At 37.7% G+C, this 22,642-nt stretch carries 14 protein-coding genes; all 14 read right to left on the minus strand.

Annotated elements, in window-relative coordinates:
- Positions 1-4: 4 nt before the first annotated feature.
- The gene (locus ACTRDR_RS00495; protein WP_440525755.1) at positions 5-571 is read right to left on the minus strand and encodes a biotin transporter BioY; all 567 of its coding nucleotides are present in this window, start codon (positions 569-571) and stop codon (positions 5-7) included.
- 120 nt (positions 572-691) lie between these two features.
- Positions 692-2,269: a diguanylate cyclase domain-containing protein gene (locus tag ACTRDR_RS00500; protein WP_440525756.1), complete on the minus strand. Its 1,578-nt coding sequence runs from the start codon at positions 2,267-2,269 to the stop codon at positions 692-694.
- A gap of 203 nt (positions 2,270-2,472) precedes the next feature.
- Complete coding sequence (locus ACTRDR_RS00505) at positions 2,473-2,883, minus strand: peptide deformylase (protein WP_154497544.1); 411 nt, start codon at positions 2,881-2,883, stop codon at positions 2,473-2,475.
- Positions 2,883-3,224, minus strand: coding sequence for an arsenate reductase family protein (locus ACTRDR_RS00510; RefSeq protein WP_440525757.1), 342 nt, complete (start codon positions 3,222-3,224; stop codon positions 2,883-2,885). Before ACTRDR_RS00510 ends, ACTRDR_RS00505 begins: the two co-directional genes overlap by 1 nt.
- Positions 3,225-3,283: 59 nt before the next feature.
- Positions 3,284-4,282, minus strand: coding sequence for a hypothetical protein (locus ACTRDR_RS00515; RefSeq protein ID WP_440525758.1), 999 nt, complete (start codon positions 4,280-4,282; stop codon positions 3,284-3,286).
- Between the two features lie 28 nt (positions 4,283-4,310).
- Positions 4,311-4,712, minus strand: a complete 402-nt coding sequence (locus ACTRDR_RS00520; RefSeq protein WP_440525759.1) for a (deoxy)nucleoside triphosphate pyrophosphohydrolase — start codon at positions 4,710-4,712, stop codon at positions 4,311-4,313.
- Between the two features lie 84 nt (positions 4,713-4,796).
- Positions 4,797-6,500 (minus strand): ATP-binding domain-containing protein, encoded by a 1,704-nt coding sequence (locus tag ACTRDR_RS00525; protein WP_440525760.1) that lies wholly within the window; start codon positions 6,498-6,500, stop codon positions 4,797-4,799.
- A 1-nt stretch (position 6,501) separates the two neighbouring features.
- Positions 6,502-8,859, minus strand: a complete 2,358-nt coding sequence (drmB, locus tag ACTRDR_RS00530) for a DrmB family protein (protein WP_440525761.1) — start codon at positions 8,857-8,859, stop codon at positions 6,502-6,504.
- 4 nt (positions 8,860-8,863) lie between these two features.
- On the minus strand, positions 8,864-12,511 hold the full coding sequence (locus tag ACTRDR_RS00535; RefSeq protein ID WP_440525762.1) for a helicase-related protein: 3,648 nt from the start codon (positions 12,509-12,511) through the stop codon (positions 8,864-8,866).
- Positions 12,512-12,520: 9 nt separating this feature from the next.
- Entirely contained in the window at positions 12,521-15,121 is a 2,601-nt protein-coding gene (locus ACTRDR_RS00540) for a DrmE family protein (protein WP_147353686.1), read from the minus strand.
- Positions 15,122-15,168: 47 nt separating this feature from the next.
- Positions 15,169-17,652, minus strand: coding sequence for a DUF2357 domain-containing protein (locus tag ACTRDR_RS00545; RefSeq protein ID WP_440525763.1), 2,484 nt, complete (start codon positions 17,650-17,652; stop codon positions 15,169-15,171).
- Positions 17,618-19,417 carry an MrcB family domain-containing protein gene (locus ACTRDR_RS00550; protein WP_440525764.1) on the minus strand — a complete coding sequence of 600 codons (1,800 nt, stop codon included), beginning with the start codon at positions 19,415-19,417 and terminating at the stop codon, positions 17,618-17,620. Before ACTRDR_RS00550 ends, ACTRDR_RS00545 begins: the two co-directional genes overlap by 35 nt.
- 9 nt (positions 19,418-19,426) lie before the next feature.
- The gene (locus tag ACTRDR_RS00555; RefSeq protein WP_440525765.1) at positions 19,427-20,497 is read right to left on the minus strand and encodes a hypothetical protein; all 1,071 of its coding nucleotides are present in this window, start codon (positions 20,495-20,497) and stop codon (positions 19,427-19,429) included.
- A gap of 1 nt (position 20,498) precedes the next feature.
- Complete coding sequence (locus ACTRDR_RS00560) at positions 20,499-22,616, minus strand: sensor histidine kinase (protein WP_440525766.1); 2,118 nt, start codon at positions 22,614-22,616, stop codon at positions 20,499-20,501.
- Positions 22,617-22,642: the final 26 nt, after the last annotated feature.

Consider the following 22,642-nt stretch of genomic DNA (forward strand, 5'->3'; position numbering starts at 1 on the left):
TCCTTTATTCCTGTCCGTTCAGCTTCAGAGCCTTAGACAGTCTCTTACTCAGTGTCAGTGCCAGTGCGATCTTCACCAGATCCGGAATGATGAAAGGAATTACACACCAGCCCAGTACGGTAGCCAGACCGACAGCTCCGGAATTCTGCGCATATACAACCATGAACCACACCGTTCCGATAGCATAGCACACGATCAGGCCCAGTACCATGGAGATACCCAGCACCCATGTCTTACGTCCGAACAGCTTCTCAATCAGCCACATCAGCAGTGCGGAGAATAAAAATCCAATGATGTAACCGCCGGTGTTGCCAAGTAACCGACCGATACCACCGGAGAAACCGGCAAATACGGGAATGCCTACTGCACCCAGTAAAATATAGATCAATACCGCAAGGCTTCCTCTCTTACCGCCCAGTACGCCGACTGCCAGGAATACTGCGAAGGTCTGTAACGTAAAAGGAACCGTCATCGGGATGGAGATCCAGGAGCAGATCGCGATCAGAACCGCAAATACCGCAATGTACACCATGTCATAAGTCTTGCTTCGTGTTGTCGTCTGTGTTGTCATAATAAAAAACCATGCCTTTCTGTCAGATGTCTTTTGTAAAAACCTCTGTCAGAATAGCATGGTGTTTTTTAATTGTCAACCATTTTTATAATATAGTTAACAATCAAGTAGATTCCCTGGTCAGAACTGCTTCATCGTATTCTTATTCCGGTACATATCCTTATCTGCACGCTCACGCACCTTCTCCGGATCCGTATCATCCGCCGTGAATACAGCATGCCCATAGGCAATTCCCACAGGAACGGGAATGATGTTCTTGTGATTCAATATCTCTACATCCTGATCGATCTTATGCATCACACGTTCTATCTTAAAAAATCTTCCCTTCGGAATGATACAGCAGAATTCATCCCCGCCAATGCGATAACATTTCCCATAGCGTTCAAAATTGTCCTCTATGATATGTGCCGCGTTGATAATATACTCATCCCCTGCCCTGTGGCCATATTGATCGTTACACTGCTTAAGATTGTTCAGGTCAAAGGTCACTATGACATATCCTTCAAAATCCTTCTCGTTTTTCACAAAATAATCATAAGCATTTCGATTATACATGCCGGTCATGGAATCATTCAGGGCAAACTGCTCCAGCTCCTCTGCCCTTCGACCTTTTTTCAGTCGGGCAACCGTCTGTCTGGCGGATTCTATTCCCAGCACCACAATAAAGAGCAAGAAAGAGCTTCTGCCAAATACACCTACGGCGTTACCGGCTTTATAATAGCCGCCCACATCTATAATAGTAGCAAAAAATACAAGCAGCAGTGCCCCTACACATGCCTTCAGCCTCTGATCCAGCTGCCTTCTGACAATTTTGCTGCAGATGACCACCAGCAGGTATAGAATCGTCAGAATCATCAACACATGCGTCATCCACAGGCTTCTCCGGAACTCATATATCTCTGTTGCATTCAGTATATGCGTCAGGACGATCAATGCCAGATTAGCATTACAGATAATTCTACAAAACCGGTCATCCCTGATCTCCAGAAAGCTCTTCACAAACAGGATACAGGACATCGGCAACAGCATGAGCGTAGCAAATGCCAGATAAGAGCATCCCTGCCTGTTGGCCAGGAGCAGCGTTGCCACATCCGTCTCATTGGCCGACCATATTCCCAGCAGAATGGAAAAAATACCCAGATACAATAAGGTCCCGTCGATCCGGCTGCCGCTGCGGATAACGATCCAATAAATACTAATATACAATCCTATCAGTATCACCATCATGCTGATGAGAAAGGAAGGCATTGCCCGGCGCATCACCCCACGATAAATATTATAGCCGCCACCGATATAAAACGTCTTCTGCTGACCTGCCGCTTCCGGATAACAGGGGGTGAACTGTACCTGCAGGCTGCTCACATTACTTGAATACCTGACAATATTCCAGGTCCAGCCCGGAGTATTTCCCCATATGCCGGGCACAGCATCCAGCCGGTAGATCAGCTTCCCATCTGCATACACCGCAATCTCCTGATGTGCCGAATAAAACACGATCGAGTTCGTCTCATCATCGTTTTGATCCAATATAAAATCGTACAGCTCCCTGCCGTCATCCAAGACACTGACTGCGTCCGGCGTACACTCCTGTAATGACTTTACCTCCGGCGCACTGCCTGATGTACAGATCATGCACAGAAGCACCATGGCAAATACGACTGATGCGATTATAATAAGCTTTCCCTGTTCCTTCTCCATTACTTCCCTCAATATCCAACGTACTGTTTAGTACTATGGTACTAGATCCCGTATCATTTGTCAACACAGTCTCGTGGCTATCTCATGTTTGAAAATATTGTAATTCTGCTCATCCACTCCGCTTTCGATGAGATGGTCCAGATAATAGTCTCTTTTTATCTCCTTTTCCATAATGTTTTTCGCTCCTAAAAGATATTATCCCTTTATATGACAATTCCATTGCAATGGTCAATCTCATGCTGAATAATCTGTGCTGTCCAACCTGAATACTTTCCATGCTGTTTCTTAAAGTTCTGATCAAGATAGTCCACTTCTATTTCCTGATATCTCGTACATGGTCTTACACCTTCCAGAGAAAGACATCCTTCCTCAGTCTGATATGCTCCGGATTTCTTTGTTATTACCGGATTTATCATTGCAAACTGAAATGGTCCGGCTGCTACTACAATGATATTCTTTTTTACTCCAATCATATTGGCAGCCATACCAACACAGTGTTCTAAATTTGCCTTAAGTGTATCAAGCAAATCAGTCACAATCTGTTTATCTGCCTCTGTTGCATCCACTGACTTCTGTGCCAGGAATAGCGGATCATGCATTATCTTCTTTACCATTAATTCCATCCCTTCCATACATCAGGCTGATATCCAAGTGTAGATTGCTTTCCGTTTCTTACTACCGGTGTTTTAATTACCTGCGGATTCTCCAGTACCTTTTCCAGTTTATCTTCGTCTGCAATATACTTAATAAGAGCAAGTATATCCTGATCTTTTCCATCCCAGTTAATCATGTTTTCAAGACCGCCATTAGCCTGTGCAACAGAAGTAAACTCTCCCTTGCTCATGCCTTTTTCTTTCATATCAATGAACTGATACTTTATGCCACGTTCCTTGAAGAAACGTTCTGCTTTCTTGGTATCATTGCATTTCTTGGTTCCAAAAATCTGTATATTCATCTGCTTCACCTACCGCAAATCATAAAGTTTCATTTTCTCTGCATTTCTATATACATTGTCTATAAATAATTTTTCTTAATCTCCTTCATAATGATTTCTTTACATTCCTCACTCATGTAAAACATCGTCGTCCGAAACGGAAATCCCTGCTTCGTTAATTCCTTCATCTTCGATGCACTTAACGGCTTTTTCAGAACCGTAAAATCATCCAGATGCATGTAATACTCATAATCCTTATAACCATCGCAGTCCTTCTTCTCCAGTTTTCCGTCCGCTGTACCGTATGCGATAATGCCATAGCCACTCTTGTATAAAAAAACAGTGTCTCCCCGCTGGAGCTTTCCGATCTTCTCTCTCCAGCCCGGATAATAAGCCGCTGCCTTCTGCTCGTTTATCATATCATCCGTGTGAATCTTATTATTGGAATAGTTGGTATTTAAAACATAATTATTCCCTTCATACTCCAGATAACCCTCGATGGGAGAATACATATTGAACTCAATATAATGTTCCCCATTGATCTCAAACACCCAGTAAATAATAGCATCGATACTCAAGCCGTTGTTCTTCCAATATCTGATCGCATCTACTGTATTCTGATCAAGTCCGTTGGTAACAATAAGGAAATGCTGGTGCATGTTAAAATCACTCTTGCGCAATGCTTTATCATCCGGAAGATCGAAATACTGCTTATGTATCTCCAACAACTCTGCATTGGATTTGCTGTATTTCTGAAACAGTTCATTCAACTCATCATAATTGCTGCTGCCATATAACTGTCCATACCGAAGCACCTGCAGGAGATTTTCCCTATCCGAGCTCCATCTCTTCAGTTCCAGAATATATAAATCCCCATTCCTGTCAATCGCAAGAATGTCCGGTTCCTCCTGCCTCGGACGCTCATTGAAAATCGTGAGCAGATCGTTGGAATAAATAAAATCCTGAATATGCGAAGACATCAGACGCTGCAAATCCAGTTCTTTCCAGCCGATCTCCGCTAAGGTGACACGTTTTACTTTCGTATAATCCTGCTTGTTTGGGTTCAATTTATATAGCATAGTTACTACCTCTTCGTCGGCTGTACGCCTACTCCATACTCTTTCTGATCTTATCAATCAATGTCACATCCGCCGGAAGCCACTGCACAGAATCCAGTTCCTCCTTCGTCAGCCACCTGGCGGCCTCCGCCTCGAGAAGCTTCAACTCTCCTGAAGCGACCTCACACCAGAAACAATCCATAGATAAATGAAATGCCGGGTAATCGTACTCTATGGTATCTATCAGGTCTCCGACCTTAACCGTGGCATCCAGTTCCTCCCGGATCTCTCTGACAACTGCCTGCTGTGAAGTCTCCCCGGCTTCGATCTTCCCACCGGGAAATTCCCAGCCGCCTTTGAATTCTCCGTAGCCCCTCGCGGTGGAAAATATCTTGGTTTTGTGCTCTATGGAATCGCAGATCACGGCTGCGACTACGCGAATGGTTTTCATACTGCCTCGTTCCTTTCAAGCAATACTGCGCAACATATATCAACCCTTTTTTGAAAAAAGGAGCCGTCATATTTACAACCGGTTTCACTCTATAATTGGCATTGCATTAAACGCTAATGCCAATTCTCTTTTAGCATTTTTAATCTTCTTTTTGTAGTCAACTACTTCCCGAAGAACTTTCTCACAGTTTTCATCTGTCATTGTCGTCACTATTTCCAAGCGAAGTCTGGCTCGTGAAGCACCAACATAAAAACGTTGAACAGCTTCACTGCCAAAAGTATCCTCATCGACATCTATAAGAATAATTGCATCCGCCTCCAAACCCTTGAATTTTCTACATGTTGTAAAAACTTTTTTCTTGAAAGTACCATTATCACTATTCTCTTTAAGGATACTCTTAAACTCACTTTTACAAGTCAAAATGACAACGTCCGTAATACCTTCATTCTTTAATTCATCTATCAGTGTTTCGATTCTCTCTATAGCTTCCTGCGAATCTTCTCTGAAATGTATTCTTGCCGGTACACCTTTTATTGCCCCATCATACAGTTTGGGGGTTCTCTGTGATATCGGTTTCAATGATGTTATCGCAATATTTTCTGTGTTTCTGCAATTTTTATATAATGTTAGTTTGCAATCGGCTTCACTAATATACTTCGGAATTCGAGAGGCCTGAATAAGTTGTAGCCGATCATAAAATACATAAAACGTGCCTTCTACCTCATCATTATCAATAACAGCATCATGAATTGTTTGAAGCAAATTAGCTTCCTCTATTTCCTCGCGTCCAAAATCCTGGCCTTCATCTACAATCACATGTCTATATGGAAATGCACCCGAAATGTACATATCCAAAACTCTTTCTTCCGTAATTTGATAATTCGGCTCTTCTGTCTTTCCAATTTTACACGCGAATTTATCTATTGTCATATAATCTATCATCTCATGATGATATTCACTGTCTAAATAATCTCGAAGCATAACATTGTAACAAAGGAACAAAACTCTCTCTCCGTTAACAGCATGTCGGGTTGCTTTTTCAACAGCAATCATTGTTTTTCCTGTTCCCGCTGCGCCGTTAATAACCGCTGATTTTTGCTCAACCAAATAATTTAACAGTCCTTCCTGCTCCTTTAGCAATCTATGAAAGACAATCTTCTTTAAATCACTGTCAAAACTTTTAGATGGAAAGATGTTAAACTCTGGACATATAATCTCTCTGATAATACGTCTTACATCTTGGCTGCTTAAGTCTGTCTTAATATGATTTTCAAGCTCAATAGCAAATATCGCACTAATATAAGGTTCCGGATTTTCCAGTGCTTCCATAGTAAGTGTAATCTGCCGATCTGCTTCTTTGGGGAATTTAATACCACGCATTTTTTCTTTTGAAATTGATGGAAACCAAACTGCATGTAAAAACTTACATCTCGGGACAATATCTTTTAATGCACTGTTTTGTACAGTATTCAATAAATCCCACTTATTTCCTGCTGCCTGATTATAAGGGCCTCCGTGTTTCATAATATGACCACTTGCATATTTCCAATATCCGTCCTCATAATTTACAGCGCCCGCTTTAGCTTCTATACATAGCAACCCCTTTGTTGGGTTGAAAATAACAAAATCTGCCTCCCCCTCATGAAGTACATTTTCTTCTACATATACATTCTTAAAAGAATGTACAATATAATAATCTTCCGGTAATTTCTTCAGTGCATCAAACATAGCTCCTTCCAAACTGACCGGATCATAATCTCTCGGCATTTCCGGTATCATTATTGCCATATCATTTCTCCTTCAACGCAGACAATATACTATCAGCATTAACATCCTCGGAGCCCAAATAATAACACTTCCACTCGCTTTTTGCTGCTATAGTATACTCTTCATCATTCTCAGCTCCAAATATCATTATTTTAGTTTCGGGCCAATACAGGTCGACATTATAGTAGTTCGAGTCTCCCAACACTTGAAAAGTTCCTGCTTGATATGGCTTTTCACTGTTCTGATACTCTTCTGCTTTGGAAATCATTTCTTTAATCACTTCTTTTTCATGCTTATTCAAAGAAAACTGAAGCATATTCCTCCATACATCGGTATAATCTACATTTTTCAAATCCATTCCCACTTCAGTTATAAGAAGCTGATTCTTTCTCTCGTTTTTTTCTTCATCCCCCTTTTTTAACACTGTCGCATTTTCTTTTTGATAAATATAGTGTGAGAAAAACCCTATTTCCGGTTCTTCGTAAGTTCCAACTATTACTCCTCTGTCTAAAAACACATTATATTCCTCACAACTTGTTTCAGGCACGAGAGTACAGGCATAACAAGCAGACAAATTGAGAGAATCTCGTCCCTGTCCCATACTTAAACTACACACCGGATCATTCGAGCAAGTCATAGCACTTTCTATAGCTCTCTTAAAAATTGTAGGAAATGTATCTGGTCTTCCTTGCCGGACGAGTCCTCCCATAGTTCCCTCTGAGTCACCACTTGCCGTATAAATCAAAATACCTGACATATTTTTCCCTTCTGAGGCCTCACTGCAATAGATTCTTTCTTTAATTGATGCTATACTATATCCGCATTCAAAACTCAGTTGTTTCATTAGCAAATGAGACAGTGTATGTAACAAAAGGAATTTAGCAGATATAGTTCTGGGGCGAATATCTCCATAATACGATTTAGCATAATTTTCATTAAGATGATCAACACGACGTTGTACTCCGATATTATTTGTTCTCCATGCATCAATGGCATCCTCATCCAACTCTATAAAAATACCTTCACCGCGAACATCATATCCGGGATACCAATTCGTACTATCCTCTTTTATCAAAACCTTCTTAATTTTTCCGCCATTATTCGAATTATCATCGTCCAATGGTTCCAGTCTCGAAAAACCTACTAAAGCTTGAACTTCTCTTACCTTGTGAATCAAAGATATATTTTTTACACACGGCAAACCAAATTGTTCCACATATGTAGCTTCACGTATGAATTCTCCGTTTTTATCCTCTTGTACCACTTCTCCGCTTAAAGCTTCATACTCTTCTGCTCTGTATTTAACACCTGTGGTAGTGTAGTTATCATCAGCTGTGTTACTCCATCTTCTCATCAGTATAGGTTTTATAGCATCTTCTGTTTGTCCTATATCTCGCCCTATTTTTGAGGCATATTCACTGATCTTCTGTGAAATGACTTTTTCTTTCATTTCCTGTGAAGTTTCAATCCTCATATCGGATAATGTTTTTATCGATTCGGTTATTGCCTTTTTTAAGTCGGAGAAAAAAACACTTTTCTGTATTTTCGCTGTCAATTGACTCGAGTAAGGCGGAATCACCAGCGAACTGACAATCATCGGAAAATATACCGAAGATCCACCACGCTGCAAAACATGCGGATATTCTTCACAAAATTCTTTTGTATTCTTCCAGGGATGCCGTCCTGTACACGCAAACCCATATTCATATCCTGTAGCCTTATCAAGATTCGCTAACGCATTTTTATCAAATGCTCCCTTAAGTGTTGCTCTTGCATGACAATTTTCACATGTAATTGTTAGGCCTTCCAATCCCTCTGTCGATGAAGCACTTGTTGTAAACCTAAGTCTTGGATTTTCACAGATTTTTTTTGCTCCGAAAAGATTTTTGGCATGAACCCACTTTATCCAAGGGAAATCATCAATGTGTCCGTGTCCGCAGGCAACTATGATACGTGCTACCACCAACTCTTGAAAACACGATGGACATTTTAAATTTTTAACCATATAGGGATCATTTGCATTCAACTTTTTACATTTGGGGCTGGCATTATATTCCTGTATCCAATCTTTCAGGGGTTTAAAAGATCTACAACGAGGACAAAAATACCACTCCGGAAATCTTGCATATGCAATACCGCTCTGATATCTTCCGTCATCCTTGCTTCCCGGCATCCCAAAGAAATCAACATGAAGCACTTTTTCCAATCGTTCATCATGTATCTCAACCACATTTCCTTCCCATGTTTCAGGTGCGGCAGTCATTAACGTCTGCTCCGGGAAGTCAACCATTGCGCCGACTCCGTATTGAAGAACCGCTTGGGACGCTCTTACCGAATGTGTGATTTTATTTAATTGAATTTTTTCATATTCAGAGTCCATATTCTTAATCCTTCCATATTAATACGCTGCTTCCAACCGAAATATCGACATTTCTCATGGATGTCATGGTATCAAATGCATTATCATTTTTACTGGTGTTATATGCTTTCATCAGCCTAGCATCACCGTCTTCAGGATAGTTAATCATATACTTTTCACCATAAAAGAAATGATCATCTTCGTATCCTTCTTCTAGATTCTCCCAGCCATCTAAAAATACAGCTATTTCCTCTCGAATTTCATTTTCCTCGGTATCAGTTCCGGGATTTATCTTGCTGATAATATCATTATTTCTGGTAACAATATATTCAACAATCGAATCGATCTCCTTCTTATATTTTTCACGAGTAAATTTTCCCGCAGCATTCTCTGGAGTTAATTCCGGAACCAACTGTCTCAGTAAAGCAATTATAATAGCATGTAGTGCTCTGTCTCTTGCTGGTTTTGAAAAAGGTGTAACCCCCGTCGGCTCCACATGTTTGTAAAAAGATTCATGGTATCCCACAAACTGTTCATAGTGTGATCTATCCCTACTCTTAGAGCCATCATACATAGTAAAAGCTACCCCCGGATATGATCTTCCGACACGACTCGATGCTTGAATATATTCACTTGTCAGCTTAGGTTGCCCGACAAGTAGCATTACATTCAATCGTGCCACATCTATACCAACGGAAATCATGTTTGTAGCCAACAAAATATTTGATGGCCATCTTTTGTTTTCAATGTTTTCTTTACTGTATGTAAGTTTTTCGAGTTTATCTAAAGTTTCATTTAAACGAGTAGTAGATACACGACTTGTCAATTCGTCCGCATTAGTAATAGTTCGAGCATCTTTATTTGTTCCCAAACGATACGCCATTCGTTTAATAAAATCTTTAACATCATCATCAACAAGCGTTGAACACTTTCCTAAATCTTTCAAACTATTAAAATATACAGTAAGTGTCCAATATTTATCTTTAATTTCATCCGGTAAATTCATTGTATGAATTTTCTGAAGTAATGCTGCTATAGACCTAATCTCCATCATTGCCTTTGTCTTACCTGACGGCATTAATCCAACATACTTTCTTCCATATACCCCTTTTTCGTAATCAATTACTGATTCTCTTGCAAAAAAAGAGTCTTCTGCGTCAATTCCCGGATGTGGAAATTGACAAACTTCTCTGTCATACAGCGATGAACATTGCTCTGCAGCACGTCTGATAGTAGCTGTTGACGCTATAATTTTGGTTTTGTTCCCTTTGCTGCTGCAAATAGCATCAATAGCCGCCTCATATAGCCCAACCATTGTACCTAACGGACCTGATATTAAATGCAATTCATCTTGAATAATAAGTTCGGGAGCTCTATTTTTTCTGCCAATTCCAAAAAACACACCTATTCTGGGATTCCAAGGTAGCATGGCAAACTTATCTACTGTTCCAAACAATAATGTCGGCGGATTTTGATACAATTCTTCATCAACAATCTGTATTGGCAACTTTCCTTGTATATTAAAAAAACATGCTTCCTGAGGACAGAATAATTCAAAATGAGTATTATTTTTCATTCTGTATCCCCATTCTCCTATCTTCTTATGTCCTCTCTTATCTTGAACCATCTTTGTTCCACACCATGGACATTTAAGAACTTGAAACTTATTATGTCGGTCCTTTTGATAATCCAATTCCTCTACAGTTGCTTTATACAACTGTGTTAGTTCAAACTTGGCCTTAACATTTTTGTTGGGAGTATGATCACCGCCAATCCACAAGCCAATAGTTATTGGTTCAGCCCCCAAATCATATTTTCCGTAGATCGGCTTTTTATCCGTTGCATCAACTCGGATATATTCACATGCGCAAATAAGAGTAGACGCACGTGTAAACTGTTGAGCCGCTAAAAGTCTTAACGTATACCGCATAATAACTGTAGTTCCGTCTGAGTCTTCCTTATGGGCAAGTCGTCTGTAAAAAATAGAAAAGGCAGTCAGTCCAAGATAAGCCTCCGTTTTTCCACCACCTGTCGGGAACCATATCAGATCGACCAGCTCCCTGTCATTCGAGCTATCCTCAACTATGGATTTTATACTCATCAATAGAAATGCTATCTGAAAAGGTCTCCATGAATATGGATCTTCCAGAATTTCTTCAACGTTATAATAATTTATTCTATCCAACAAATCCGTCAGTTGTTCATCATAAGGATATCTGCTTACATCAGCGGTTTTTTCTTGGAGTTTTAAATGAGCTCGTTGCATAAACATAGCTCTGTTCGCCAATTGAAATGCATTCCACGATAGTTCATCGGCTTCCAGTATTTCAATTCCTTCGTGCATTCTCTCGGAAGCAGCTTCACAACCGGAAATATTCTTTTCAGCAATATGCTGATACTTTGCATCTAAAGACTCTGTCCTTTGCTTAATGTCCTCTATCCACTTATCATAAGCTTCTACAATTAATAAAAGTTTGTCACATTTAACTTTTTTTTCATCTTTTACCAAATCCGACATGTACTTCATGGACAATACTTCTTTAGTTACTTTCGAATCTGACGGAAGATTAAAATCCATAGACGGAACTTCACTCACGGGAAAATAATTACTATATACCTCTCCCCTTCCCACTTCATCTACATTCCACGAAATCGAAGTCCCGAGACCTGTTCCGTATACTTTTTTATTTCGATATTGAAGTGCAAGTGACTGTTCTTCATCATTTAAATCAAAGATATCAACATTTTCTCCATACTCAACAAAAGTAAATTCATTATTTTCGCTGTTAATCCTTATTTCAGGCTGAAAAAGGCAAAGTTTTGCGCTCGATTTCCCAGTATCATCATTAACAAACATAATCGTTAATGACCATATATCATTACCCATATTTCTCCGTAGTGCGGTAATCTTTGCTCCCGTTTCATCCAACTTTTTATTTTGATCAATATAATCGGAATTAGTAAAATCCAATTCAACATCGCAATAATGCGGTTCTCTGACATATCCCTTTCCAAGCTGATCGGAAAGTTTGTACATCATAGTAATTATGCCGTATTCATCCCCTCCGAGCAAATCTCTTTCTTTTATCGCAATTATAGATTTTCTTTTCAATCCTCCGGATGTTAACCGTAAAGTTTTTTCTTTTCTGTCTAAATAAACACAATAATCGAGTTCCTCTGGGAGTTCATAATCTTCCGGTATATTGTCATATGGGATGCGGCAATCAATAGCCAATGCTTTTCTATATGTTGCAAAGCTTACGCTGCAATTAACCCTATTACAGTCTCCTTTAATAAAGAAAGTAATTCCCATGGAAGATGGCATATTTTGTGTGGCCAATCCAATCTCCTCATCAAGGTTTTCTTCATCAGCGTTCTCCTCTGCATGATGGTGTTTCACAAATCCTTCTTCATTATCGATTTTTATCGTTTCCTCTTCAGGCTGCACATCACTGTCTAATTCCTCTACACGCGACGCATCATTGTTATCAGCATTCATTTTGGTATTCTGAGTAAAAAGAACACCTACAGAATATCTCGTATTGGGAGCATCTGAAATAAGCTCATGTTCCTCATCGGGAATAGAAATTTCCGATCCCGGTCCCATAAGTTCTTTTTTTACTAAATCGATATATTCATCTCTGGTTTTTATCATCTTCTGTTTGTCTGTCATATATCCCCCTTAAATAGAAATCGGTCTGTTGGCCATTCCCGCGGGAACAACCATTTCGACTTGTGCAATGCGTTCTACTCTCTTTATTTCCGCTAGAGTATCTATTTTTTCAAAAATAAAATTCATACCGGATCCCTCTTTGGTAATCCTCCCGCTCAATTTATTAACGACTGCAGTTCCTACTTGGTCCAAAATTTTTCTTCTGATTGACCTTATCTCTCGACAAGCTTCGAATATCTCTTCCGGATTATCTTTAAGTTCGTCAACACCGGTAATATTTCCTATATGTCGTATTGAATCTACATTTCTCGGCCCCACTGTGTGCGAGTCCTCATCAAGCCAATTTAAAATTGTTTGCTCATGAACGGTTGCACCATCTTTCAGCAATAACTCCGCAACTTTCCTTGCTGTAAATCTTTGTGCATGCATAAAGTCAACTAATGAATTTTTCCATAAATTAGCCTTTATGTAATTTTTCTTTGAACTATCATCCAACCAGCCGTCTTGAAAGAGCTTTGTTAAAATCGAAGTAACAATATCTTTGGTATCATCATTATTTTTTGTAAAAACTATAGAATCTCCTTCGCAAATCTCTTGTACTTCTACCTCCTTTACAACACCTATTGTTTCATCCAGTACATATGCCTTATAATGCTTACTTAGGTACGCTTTTGTATCGTCATCAAAAGCAGCTACCACAGCAATGGCGGTGTTTACCATACCCTCACATCCCGTATTACTTCTATATTCCGAATTAACAGAAGTTATATCAGCATTGAAAATATACTCCTCCATTTCCTTTTCAAAATCTTCAGTCTCTTTTTCCTCAGATGTTATTGCTTCGCCTTGCTCCTGCATGGTAACAATAAGCGTCGATTTTTTCTGCAATTGATTAATTCTATTGTGCGATGACTTATTCTTAAAATAGTATCCTGCTTTTTCACTTTCATACAAAACTGAAATGATCGTTGATGCAGCATTACACGTGAATGTATTGAATGCTTTTCCCTCATAATCTCCAAGCACAATAACACATTCATACATTTGTGAATTATCAAATCTATTTGGAGTAGTAAAATATTTTTTTCTGAAAAAATAATCGGAAAACATTCCTGAGCCCTTCAACATAGTTATATAATATGCCTTTGGAACAACAATTGCTGTTTTTTCACCAACATGTGAATATAAATACCGCCGTAACCATTCGTATTTACCTGTAATCTTCTCCTCTTGCTCTAATATCTTTTCCAGTAAATGAATCGTTATCTCGGCTTTTTCTTGTAAGACTTTTGGAAATTCGGATAATAGTATTTCCATTTCTTTAATCTTTTCGTTTGGAGTGTTTACATCAATAATTCCCTTTTCTCTGGCTACGGAGAACCTATCCATTGGAAAAGGTGCTGTAACAAACAGTTTCATTAACGAATACGCCAGCAGAATAAAACGTTCTTTTTCATCAGTAGTATATTCATTACGCTTTATGGCAATAATGTGCTTTTTAAATTCGTAAACAATTTCTTTTTCAAGACCATTTTCTTCAAGTACGATTAATTTATTATCCTTTTCAATTATTGTATTGACTTGTTTCGAAAGTTTAAGAGTATAATCATTAATTTCCGCAATATCAGTAGTACTGTTTTCCAACAAGAAATCTTTTGTACATGCAAAAACCTCTGTTTCCTCAATATCCAAAGTTAATTCAAAAGCCAATTCACTGTCTATTGAAGAAGAAATATAAACATATTGAAGTGATTTACGATTTATTAACTCGTGTAATTCCGAGTACCCTCTGGAAATAGAATCTTCTCCCAATACTATTAACCCTAAATGTCTGTTTCCTCGCCTTGACAAGAGTAATTGTCTTGCAGCCGAAACTTTTGCTGTAAATTTAAGTGTGGGTTCGTTCTTTCCCGTATTCCCACCGTACCGATACTCATCTTCTTCCGTAAAATATGATGCCGTTACTAATTCCAATAAACTAATTTTCTTTTTACCAAAAGCCAAGCTAATATTTTTGACTAAATAATCAACCCTGTCACGAGGTGCAACAATAACACATGACGTATCTAAAACACTGGGAATGTTTTCTTTTGTAAAGCCCAATACTTCCACAAAAAAATCATCTCTTAGTGAAGACTTTTTTCTTATACCTCTCCCATCCATCCGAACCGAGTCGCCATTATAAGGTTCAATATTTCTCCAACTTTTTTCCGGTATATAATTTACAGAAGTACCACCTTGTGTAAGTTTAATATATTTCTTACCACTTTCAGCTCTTATCTCACTACCATCTACAAATCCGCCAAAAAAATAGCGACTCTTCTTGTTCTGGCCATATAAAACTATATCCCCCTCTGAAAATGAATTAACGACATCTCCCGTTTCCACCTTATTGGAAATAAGGTTAAAAATCATAGCATACGTCACAAGCATTGCGTCAAAACAAAACGACCCTGTATGCATGATAAGACCGATATTATGATCTCGTTTTGAAAATGTCTGTGTTAAATACTGTCCGAAAGATTTTAACAGTTTTTCTTTTGATATCGTTTGCCCTTGAATTCGTATTTCGATTTTTTTTAAAACTTCGTAAATTTTATTTTCCTCCAATTGCACTTTCCCCTTCGCAAAGTATATTTGTCGTGTTGTCCTATCGATTATGTTATATATTTCCTAAGTCCCTCAAATACAATACTTGGCGTTTTTACAAATGACGATGTTTTGATTCTAAATAACTCTCTTCCCGAATTATATATTCGAATATAAAGTTCATCGTTATAAACCGATACCGTGTCATTAATTTTTACAAACAATTCTCTTGCATTATCCTGAACTCTCAAATTATCTCGAATTCTACGGAGTTCATAAACTAATCTATAATCCGCCTCTGTCCTAATATTAAACAACTCAAAGGTAGATTTGCTGTTATGTAGCAAAAAGAAATTACTGTATCTTGGTCGATACACCCAATCTTTTTCAAATTCTATCTTTGAATTAAGCCTTACCCATTTCTTTATAGTGAACTTATAGCACATAGCGCTCGGATTAGTTCGTCCGCCAAGATCATTAATCTCTTTTCGAGGAACAACGGCAGTTTCTATCACCTCACCATAGTAACTAACTCCTGCATCTTCTCCGAATAATTTTTTTGAATGATAAATTGCAATATAATCGATCTGATGATAATTTTCGTCCATACTTCCAACCGGAACATAGTAGTGTTTTTTATTAAAACATTCCTTCCATTGTTCTCTTGATCCCAGTGATCCAACAAGAACATCTTCCCTTGTCCAATCAACTTTTTCTAATTTTTCTTCAATTCCCCTTGGCAAAATTGCTTTGTCATATGCACTGGCATCTGATTCCCCAACAAGCTTTGTCAATAATTCTTCCGCTATTTTAGTTTTTCCGGGCATAAACGGTAATCCGCCAATGTTAACCGTATCTATACTTTTACAAAACTGATGGGATCGATACTCTTCTTCGTCATTTGGGTACGGAAAAAGTACATATGCTCCAAACATCAATTTTTCACTAATATTTCCATCTTTTACAACAATTGCATCCCTATATCGATGCATAGTATTGATATCTTCCACTTTCGGTCCCGGTTTCTTTTCATTGTCCGGATAATGTTCATCCGGGTTCATTTCAACTTTATATTTTGCATCAAATACATATTGAAATTCAGCTTTTTTTCCTTCAACACCTACTCTTTTTGTAAGTTTAAGTACAGTATCGGGAATTTGTTTTACTGTATCCGACGGGTACTCACCGGGATTATAGATTAGTTCAAAAACATCCCCTGTATTTGTATCAAGAAAGCGCACCCGCGATTTGCTGTCTTTCGATATCGTAACTGTAATCCCTTTTCTACTCGTTTTTATAATATTACCGCCATCATCCAAAAGTGTATATTTTCTCTTCATAATATCAACGAGCTTAATGAAACACCAATATTCATATAATGTAGAGGTTTCTTTTACCGAAAAGCTAAATATCTCGCCACTAAAGGATATTCCCCTCTGAATTAATTCAAAATATCTGTACAATTCTCTGTATCCCGGTGCCATTTGAAATACCAATGACATAGTATTGACGTCTTTAAGTCTTGAAATATCTGAAAAAATCGGATTTTTCAATTGTACGCTAATCTTAGATACCATATCATCAATTCTTTCCACCACCATAGAATCCGCCATTTTATCAGGTTCTTTAAAACTTGCCAAATACATGCGTTTAAACTTAAGTAATTGCTTAACAGTGTTTATAAACATAAATTTAACCAGCTGATTTTCAGTTGTGTCATATGTAATAGTCTTCTGAACCCCAAGAGCTCTGTTAAACATCTTTTTCCCGTTATTACAACTTATCTGCTCCGGGTGCTTTTCTAACCACAATATGGTTTTGCTATCCGTCTGCTTTAGTTTATGACTCGGAACCACTGTGTGTTTTTTTAACAATTTATGAGTCGGAGATTGCATTATTACCTTAGTTGCTCTATAGTACTTATCAAAAAGCTGATTAATAAGCGTAAAGAAAATTGCCGGCACATTAGTTCTTGATTCACATGTTGTTCCTAATGAATAGGTGGAATTAATGAAATCAATAACCGCCCCTTCAACCATTTCATTTATATCGTTTCGAATCAATTCGTAATCATCTTTATATGAAAGTTTAGACGGAAATACCTCTATTTCAATTAACAAACGATTCCCCAAAGAATCATAAAAGATAAGATTTGAGTACCCTACGTCATTACCGAAATTAATTACTCCGGTTAAGCGATTCGGTTCATCATCATCTACCGTTGTAATCGCTTCTCTTATATGCTTATTTGCATGTTCAAAATACAATGGTTTGTTTTTCAATGACTTAGCGCTTACGATATAATCCGATTGCTCAAAAAATAAAGGTTCTGTTTCCTCAAGAGCATAATTTTCTCCGGATACACCACACTCATTTCCCGCAATATTAAGTTTTTCAATTTTACCCCATATTTCAATCTTGGACTGCTGTTGTGAAAGAGCATCAGAAGAAAGAGAAGGTTCCTTTCTTCTCTTAACAGTGACGCGTATATCCGAGGCAACCACATCAATTATTTGATTAGACCCAGAAAGAGGTAAAATCATCGTCTTCATATCTCCTAAGCATCTTACATATTTTCTCAGCACTTTTGGGGAAATCAACCGTGTTGTTCTCCATTAAATAATTTTCCATCTTTTGAGCGTCTGTCTGTCCGTTTTTCTGTGCATACGGTCCAGCACAAAGTTTGAATAATTCCCTTAAAATATTTGCTAATTTTTCCGAACTTCCTTGAATACGCGGAAGTACTTTCTGCATTATCTGGTTATCAAACGCCTCTCTGTCAGATAGCAGCCCAAACTTTTTGTTATACAGCATGTAGAAGACTATCTCATCCCGCACTCTATATCCAAAATGTGCATCTCCCTTCTGTAAAACAGAATTTATGTTAGATATCCTATCATTTATTGTTATGACATCTTCCCATTGATCGACGCAATCTATTCTTAATCTCAAATAATTTGCTCTTAAAAATTCATTGTCTACAACTACGGCTTCAGGTTTTTTCACTAAAATCTCATCAGACAAATCAAAATCAACATATGAAAATTCTATGGTATTTGCTCTGTCTAACACCTTTTTGCTAAACGGAAATGTGGTTTCATCCATATTAACGGTTCCCACTATGTACAAATTTTCAGGTATCATTAAATTCGAATATAGGTCTTCTGCGTTCTTGTCCCCGCAATAACAACTCCTTGGAATCAACTTGTCTGTAATTATCTCATGTTCATCCCAATCCCTTGTTTCCATAACAGAAAGAAAGTCACTGAAATAATATTCAACACGAGCCAAATTCATTTCATCAAGGCACAAAATATAAGGCAGTTTACGTTGATCATCTGCAGCCTTTTTTATAAATTCAATAATTGCTCCCGGGATAAAATGATTATCCAAATTTACATGTCCAAAAAGATCCGTAGAATCAGACCAATCAGGTTTCACCGCCACTTGTTTATAACGACCATCACCATATGCACCTATTGCCTCAGCAAATAATCGAACCAGTCTGGTTTTGCCGGTTCCGCTGGTTCCGGCCAAAAGGACAAACGGTTTTGCCTTCAAGCTAAGATAGAAATTGGCTAATAAATTCTCATCATATTTGAATCCTTTTGCATTAATATATTCAGATATTTTATTGATCTGATCTCTCGGCGACAACTTTTCACCTTCTTTCGTATTCTTATTTTTCCCCAATTTTACATAAACTTTGTCATAATACGTCTCGTATGCTTCAATGAATTTTAACAAGTCAGCATATAATTCATCATCTTCAGGCAATGTCTCCAAAGTATACTTTATGTAATATATGCATCCTGCATCATACGGTTTAGATCCTGTATCAATCGGGTCAAATTGTAAGCCACTCAATTGACCTATTTTACTTCGTATATTACTTGCCCGTAACCGAAGGCTTTCTGTTGTTTTGCTATTGTTTGCAGTAGCAATTCCCGTAAAGGCAAGCTTTCCGGAACCGTCTCCTCCCTGTGCTATATCCGTTGCTCCCTGGTTTAGAGTTAAAAATAATTCCTTTGTATCCTTATTAAGAAGGTATACTATGTAAACCCCTTTTTGTGCTGATGTAGTTATACGCTTATCAAAAACCGCAATCCAAGGCACATCGGTCCACCTACCTGCTCCGACACTCCCTTTCACTTTATATATCTCTTCATCACAATGTGATTGTATTTCATTCGCAATGTCTCTTCTCACAAGTTCACCAAATGGGCGCTTAAAATTATCCTTATCACGAGCAGCAGATAGTTCGTATGCATACTGATCAATGAACTTATATAACATTTCTTTTAAACTATCTCTCATCCAATACCCCTATTCTACGATTGAATCCACCCACGCATCCACATCCCTATCTGGCATGCCTGGTCTACAGGAATTTATCATGTGTGCCCACACAACATTTTCACGAAAAGGGCTGCTTAACGAAGCAACTCTATAATAATCTTTTCCGTCAGCTTCTTTTTCATCAAGTGCGATCTGACTTAATTGAAGTCGTTCTATTGATTTTAAATTCACCGTCATATAAGGTATCTTCTGTGGCAATTCTGGTAACGGGACCTTAGCATAATTATATCCTGTATTGATATATTTCTTGACATCTCTTTTTACATTATCCCTATCTGGTGTTTCAGCAGTTGTTTTGTACAATGATCCAGCATTTTCGCATTTTGCCACTAAAATATAAGTATCTAATTTTGCTCTAGCCATATCACATGATGGAGTCAATATAACATAATACTTTGCTGCCTTTGCCACTTGCGAATCATCCCCATCATTTTTCCTAATTATATCAGCCGCCATAAGTTTTTCATTCATTGGCGGATACTCATACTCAATCCACGCAGGAGGGGTGAACTCTTCCTCCACGTGAGAAAATGAATTTTGTATCCTTTTTGTTAACATATACTTAACAACATTTACATCTGTATTTCTAATATTAAAAAAATATGCCATAGCACGTGCCGAGGCTAAAAGTGATTTATTTAATTCCCTTTTTGATTCTTTCACAGCCAAAATATATGGTTCCCACTGTTCAATTTTATTAATAACTACTTGTTCATCACCCTTAGGTATTATTTCAATCATAGGATTGTTTTCAGCAATATGAGTCACAGCATCCGATATAGTTGATGCTATTGCAGAAAAAACTATAATCGGTACAAAATCTCTCTCATAAATGGCATTAAAAATAGGATCTCCTTCATCAGTGCTTTCTGCATCGTACATCCAATCCATAACAACCAAATCCGGATCATACATAGTTAAATTACCAGCTGCATCACCGAATGTGCAATTCTTATACTCCCACTCGTTTTTTTCTTTAATAAAATCAACTATTCCTTGTATTGCTTCTGTTTTATCTTCTATAAATAGTATTTTCATTTTATCTTTTGATCGGAATATCTACCACCAAAGAAGCTCCTCCTATTTTTCCTGGTTGTATTACTCCAACTTCTCCTCCGTATGCTTTTATGATCTCTGTTACTATTACCAAGCCCATCCCAATTCCTTTGGGTTTTGAAGTGACTCCTGGTACAAATATACGTTCTGAATTATTTTTATCTATGCCTTTTCCATTATCATTTACTGAGATACGGCACATTCCCTCCTTGCATTCTTCTACATTTACTGATAACTGCTTTGAACCATCGTTTTCTTGCATCCAATAACAGGCATTATCAAACAAATTAATAAAAACAGTCTGCAATTCACTAATCGGTACTAATGCCTCCAAAGTTTCGCCAACTTTATTATCGAGTAGCACCCCTTCACTCATTTTTTTGGATGAAATAAGATTAAAACTTTTATCTATTGCACTTCTTAGGTTCACAGGTGGAATTCGTTTTCTCAAATCACGTTTATATAATGGTGCAAAACTGTTAGTAACGTCTAAAATCCTTTTGTGGCTGCTTAATGCTCCTGAGTAGTATGCATGGGTCCTCTCATCTTCTGGCAGAAATCGCCCTATACGATCTAAAAAGCGCTTGATTGTAGTCATTCCCGTTAGTATTTCATGCATGATTACAATAGCAATTGATCCCAACGAGGCTGTTTGTGCATAATAAACAAGGCGTTCATTCAACTCTTGTAGCTGCAACTCATTCTTTTCATGATAGTCTTTTATATACTCTACTATTTCATTTGCATTGGCACCATTTTTAGCTGCATTTTCTACTGATTCAACTAATTCTCCAGACGACAATGGTGACAATATTTCTGACAATGCCTCGCCTTTTTTTCCTTCTTCTTTATCTATATTTCTTTCTCTTTGAAGCGCATCTACAACTTCAAGCATTATTTCAACAAACTGTTTATATTGAAAAGTGTCTGCTAATTTTTCTCTATCTGTCGTATCCTTAATATTAGGGTTTTGTTTATTACTTATCTGAACTATTCCTATAATCTGATTAGTACTTAATCTACGTCCAATTTGACTAATACGTCTTGCGTCCAATCCAAGCCAGTCTCTGCTTGTCTCTGATTTTGGCAATACAAGAACTTTGTCCCTATAAACCGATATTCCCTTATACAATTTTATACTTGCTCTAATGTCCCTTTTACCAATAGAAAAACGTTCCGAAACACTCTGTAAACTCTCTGAATCCATATCCCAAGCTCTAAGTTCAAACGAAAAAGGACCAGCTATATATTCTTTCAACTCCTTTTCAACATTCAGCAAATCAGAATTGTCCTTATAATTTTCAAATGTCCACTCTATTGTTTCAACATTTTCTCTTCTCTTAGTTTCTCCTTCAAATAAATACTTATATTTTATAGAGCCTTTGGAATCAACTTCGCCCACAATCTTATAGGTAGGCTTATCAATAAAACTCTTAGGCTTAACGCTAATACCTTCTGTATCATTCAATGTTGTAACTCGTATATCGAAATCATTTATGCCTTCAAACGGTGTAATCAATCTTGAGAGTTCATTCATTAAGTCAGCAATTTTTTCTGAATTATCCCAATTTTCGTTTAAATTTTGGATAATAATTGTTGTTCCTGTATTTTTAACATCATCCAACATTCTTAATTCCATTTGACAATCATCAATTTTATCAATTTCATTAAAAAGACTCCAGTCAAAAAATGCTTCCATCGCAGGACCATTATCCGTTTTGGTAATCATTGTCATCGTTCTTCCAAGTCGTGCTGCTGAGAAACGCCCTAATCCCTTATTTCCAGAAACAACCCTAGTATGTTCAATTCCATTAATTATTCGCTTGACCGTTGGATTATTTTTTTTGTATGGTGTCGCAATAGTAGCCCATGCATTAACAATTACATCCTTTGTCATTCCACAGCCATCATCTTTTATAACAATTCTAGGATTTCCTCTTTCGTCTTTGTCAAATCGTATATCAACCAATAATGCATATGCATCGTATGCATTTTTAACAAGTTCCAAAACCGCTACACTATCACTTGTAACCAATTCTTCACCAAATGCTGCAAACGCACGTGGATGAATCTGAATTTTTATTTTTTCAGAGCTTTCCATATATAAACACCTCTCTACGCAAACAT

This window comes from Simiaoa sp. (assembly GCF_051972595.1).
In the GTDB taxonomy this organism is placed as follows: domain Bacteria; phylum Bacillota; class Clostridia; order Lachnospirales; family Lachnospiraceae; genus Acetatifactor; species Acetatifactor hominis.

What these genes read in the sequence shown, in the direction of transcription:
- ACTRDR_RS00495 (WP_440525755.1), bottom strand. Translation starts at nt 571, where the DNA reads ATGACAACACAGACGACAACACGAAGCAAGACTTATGACATGGTGTAC.
- ACTRDR_RS00500 (WP_440525756.1), bottom strand. Translation starts at nt 2,269, where the DNA reads ATGGAGAAGGAACAGGGAAAGCTTATTATAATCGCATCAGTCGTATTT.
- ACTRDR_RS00505 (WP_154497544.1), bottom strand. Translation starts at nt 2,883, where the DNA reads ATGGTAAAGAAGATAATGCATGATCCGCTATTCCTGGCACAGAAGTCA.
- ACTRDR_RS00510 (WP_440525757.1), bottom strand. Translation starts at nt 3,224, where the DNA reads ATGAATATACAGATTTTTGGAACCAAGAAATGCAATGATACCAAGAAA.
- ACTRDR_RS00515 (WP_440525758.1), bottom strand. Translation starts at nt 4,282, where the DNA reads ATGCTATATAAATTGAACCCAAACAAGCAGGATTATACGAAAGTAAAA.
- ACTRDR_RS00520 (WP_440525759.1), bottom strand. Translation starts at nt 4,712, where the DNA reads ATGAAAACCATTCGCGTAGTCGCAGCCGTGATCTGCGATTCCATAGAG.
- ACTRDR_RS00525 (WP_440525760.1), bottom strand. Translation starts at nt 6,500, where the DNA reads ATGGCAATAATGATACCGGAAATGCCGAGAGATTATGATCCGGTCAGT.
- drmB (WP_440525761.1), bottom strand. Translation starts at nt 8,859, where the DNA reads ATGGACTCTGAATATGAAAAAATTCAATTAAATAAAATCACACATTCG.
- ACTRDR_RS00535 (WP_440525762.1), bottom strand. Translation starts at nt 12,511, where the DNA reads ATGACAGACAAACAGAAGATGATAAAAACCAGAGATGAATATATCGAT.
- ACTRDR_RS00545 (WP_440525763.1), bottom strand. Translation starts at nt 17,652, where the DNA reads ATGAAGACGATGATTTTACCTCTTTCTGGGTCTAATCAAATAATTGAT.
- ACTRDR_RS00550 (WP_440525764.1), bottom strand. Translation starts at nt 19,417, where the DNA reads ATGAGAGATAGTTTAAAAGAAATGTTATATAAGTTCATTGATCAGTAT.
- ACTRDR_RS00555 (WP_440525765.1), bottom strand. Translation starts at nt 20,497, where the DNA reads ATGAAAATACTATTTATAGAAGATAAAACAGAAGCAATACAAGGAATA.
- ACTRDR_RS00560 (WP_440525766.1), bottom strand. Translation starts at nt 22,616, where the DNA reads ATGGAAAGCTCTGAAAAAATAAAAATTCAGATTCATCCACGTGCGTTT.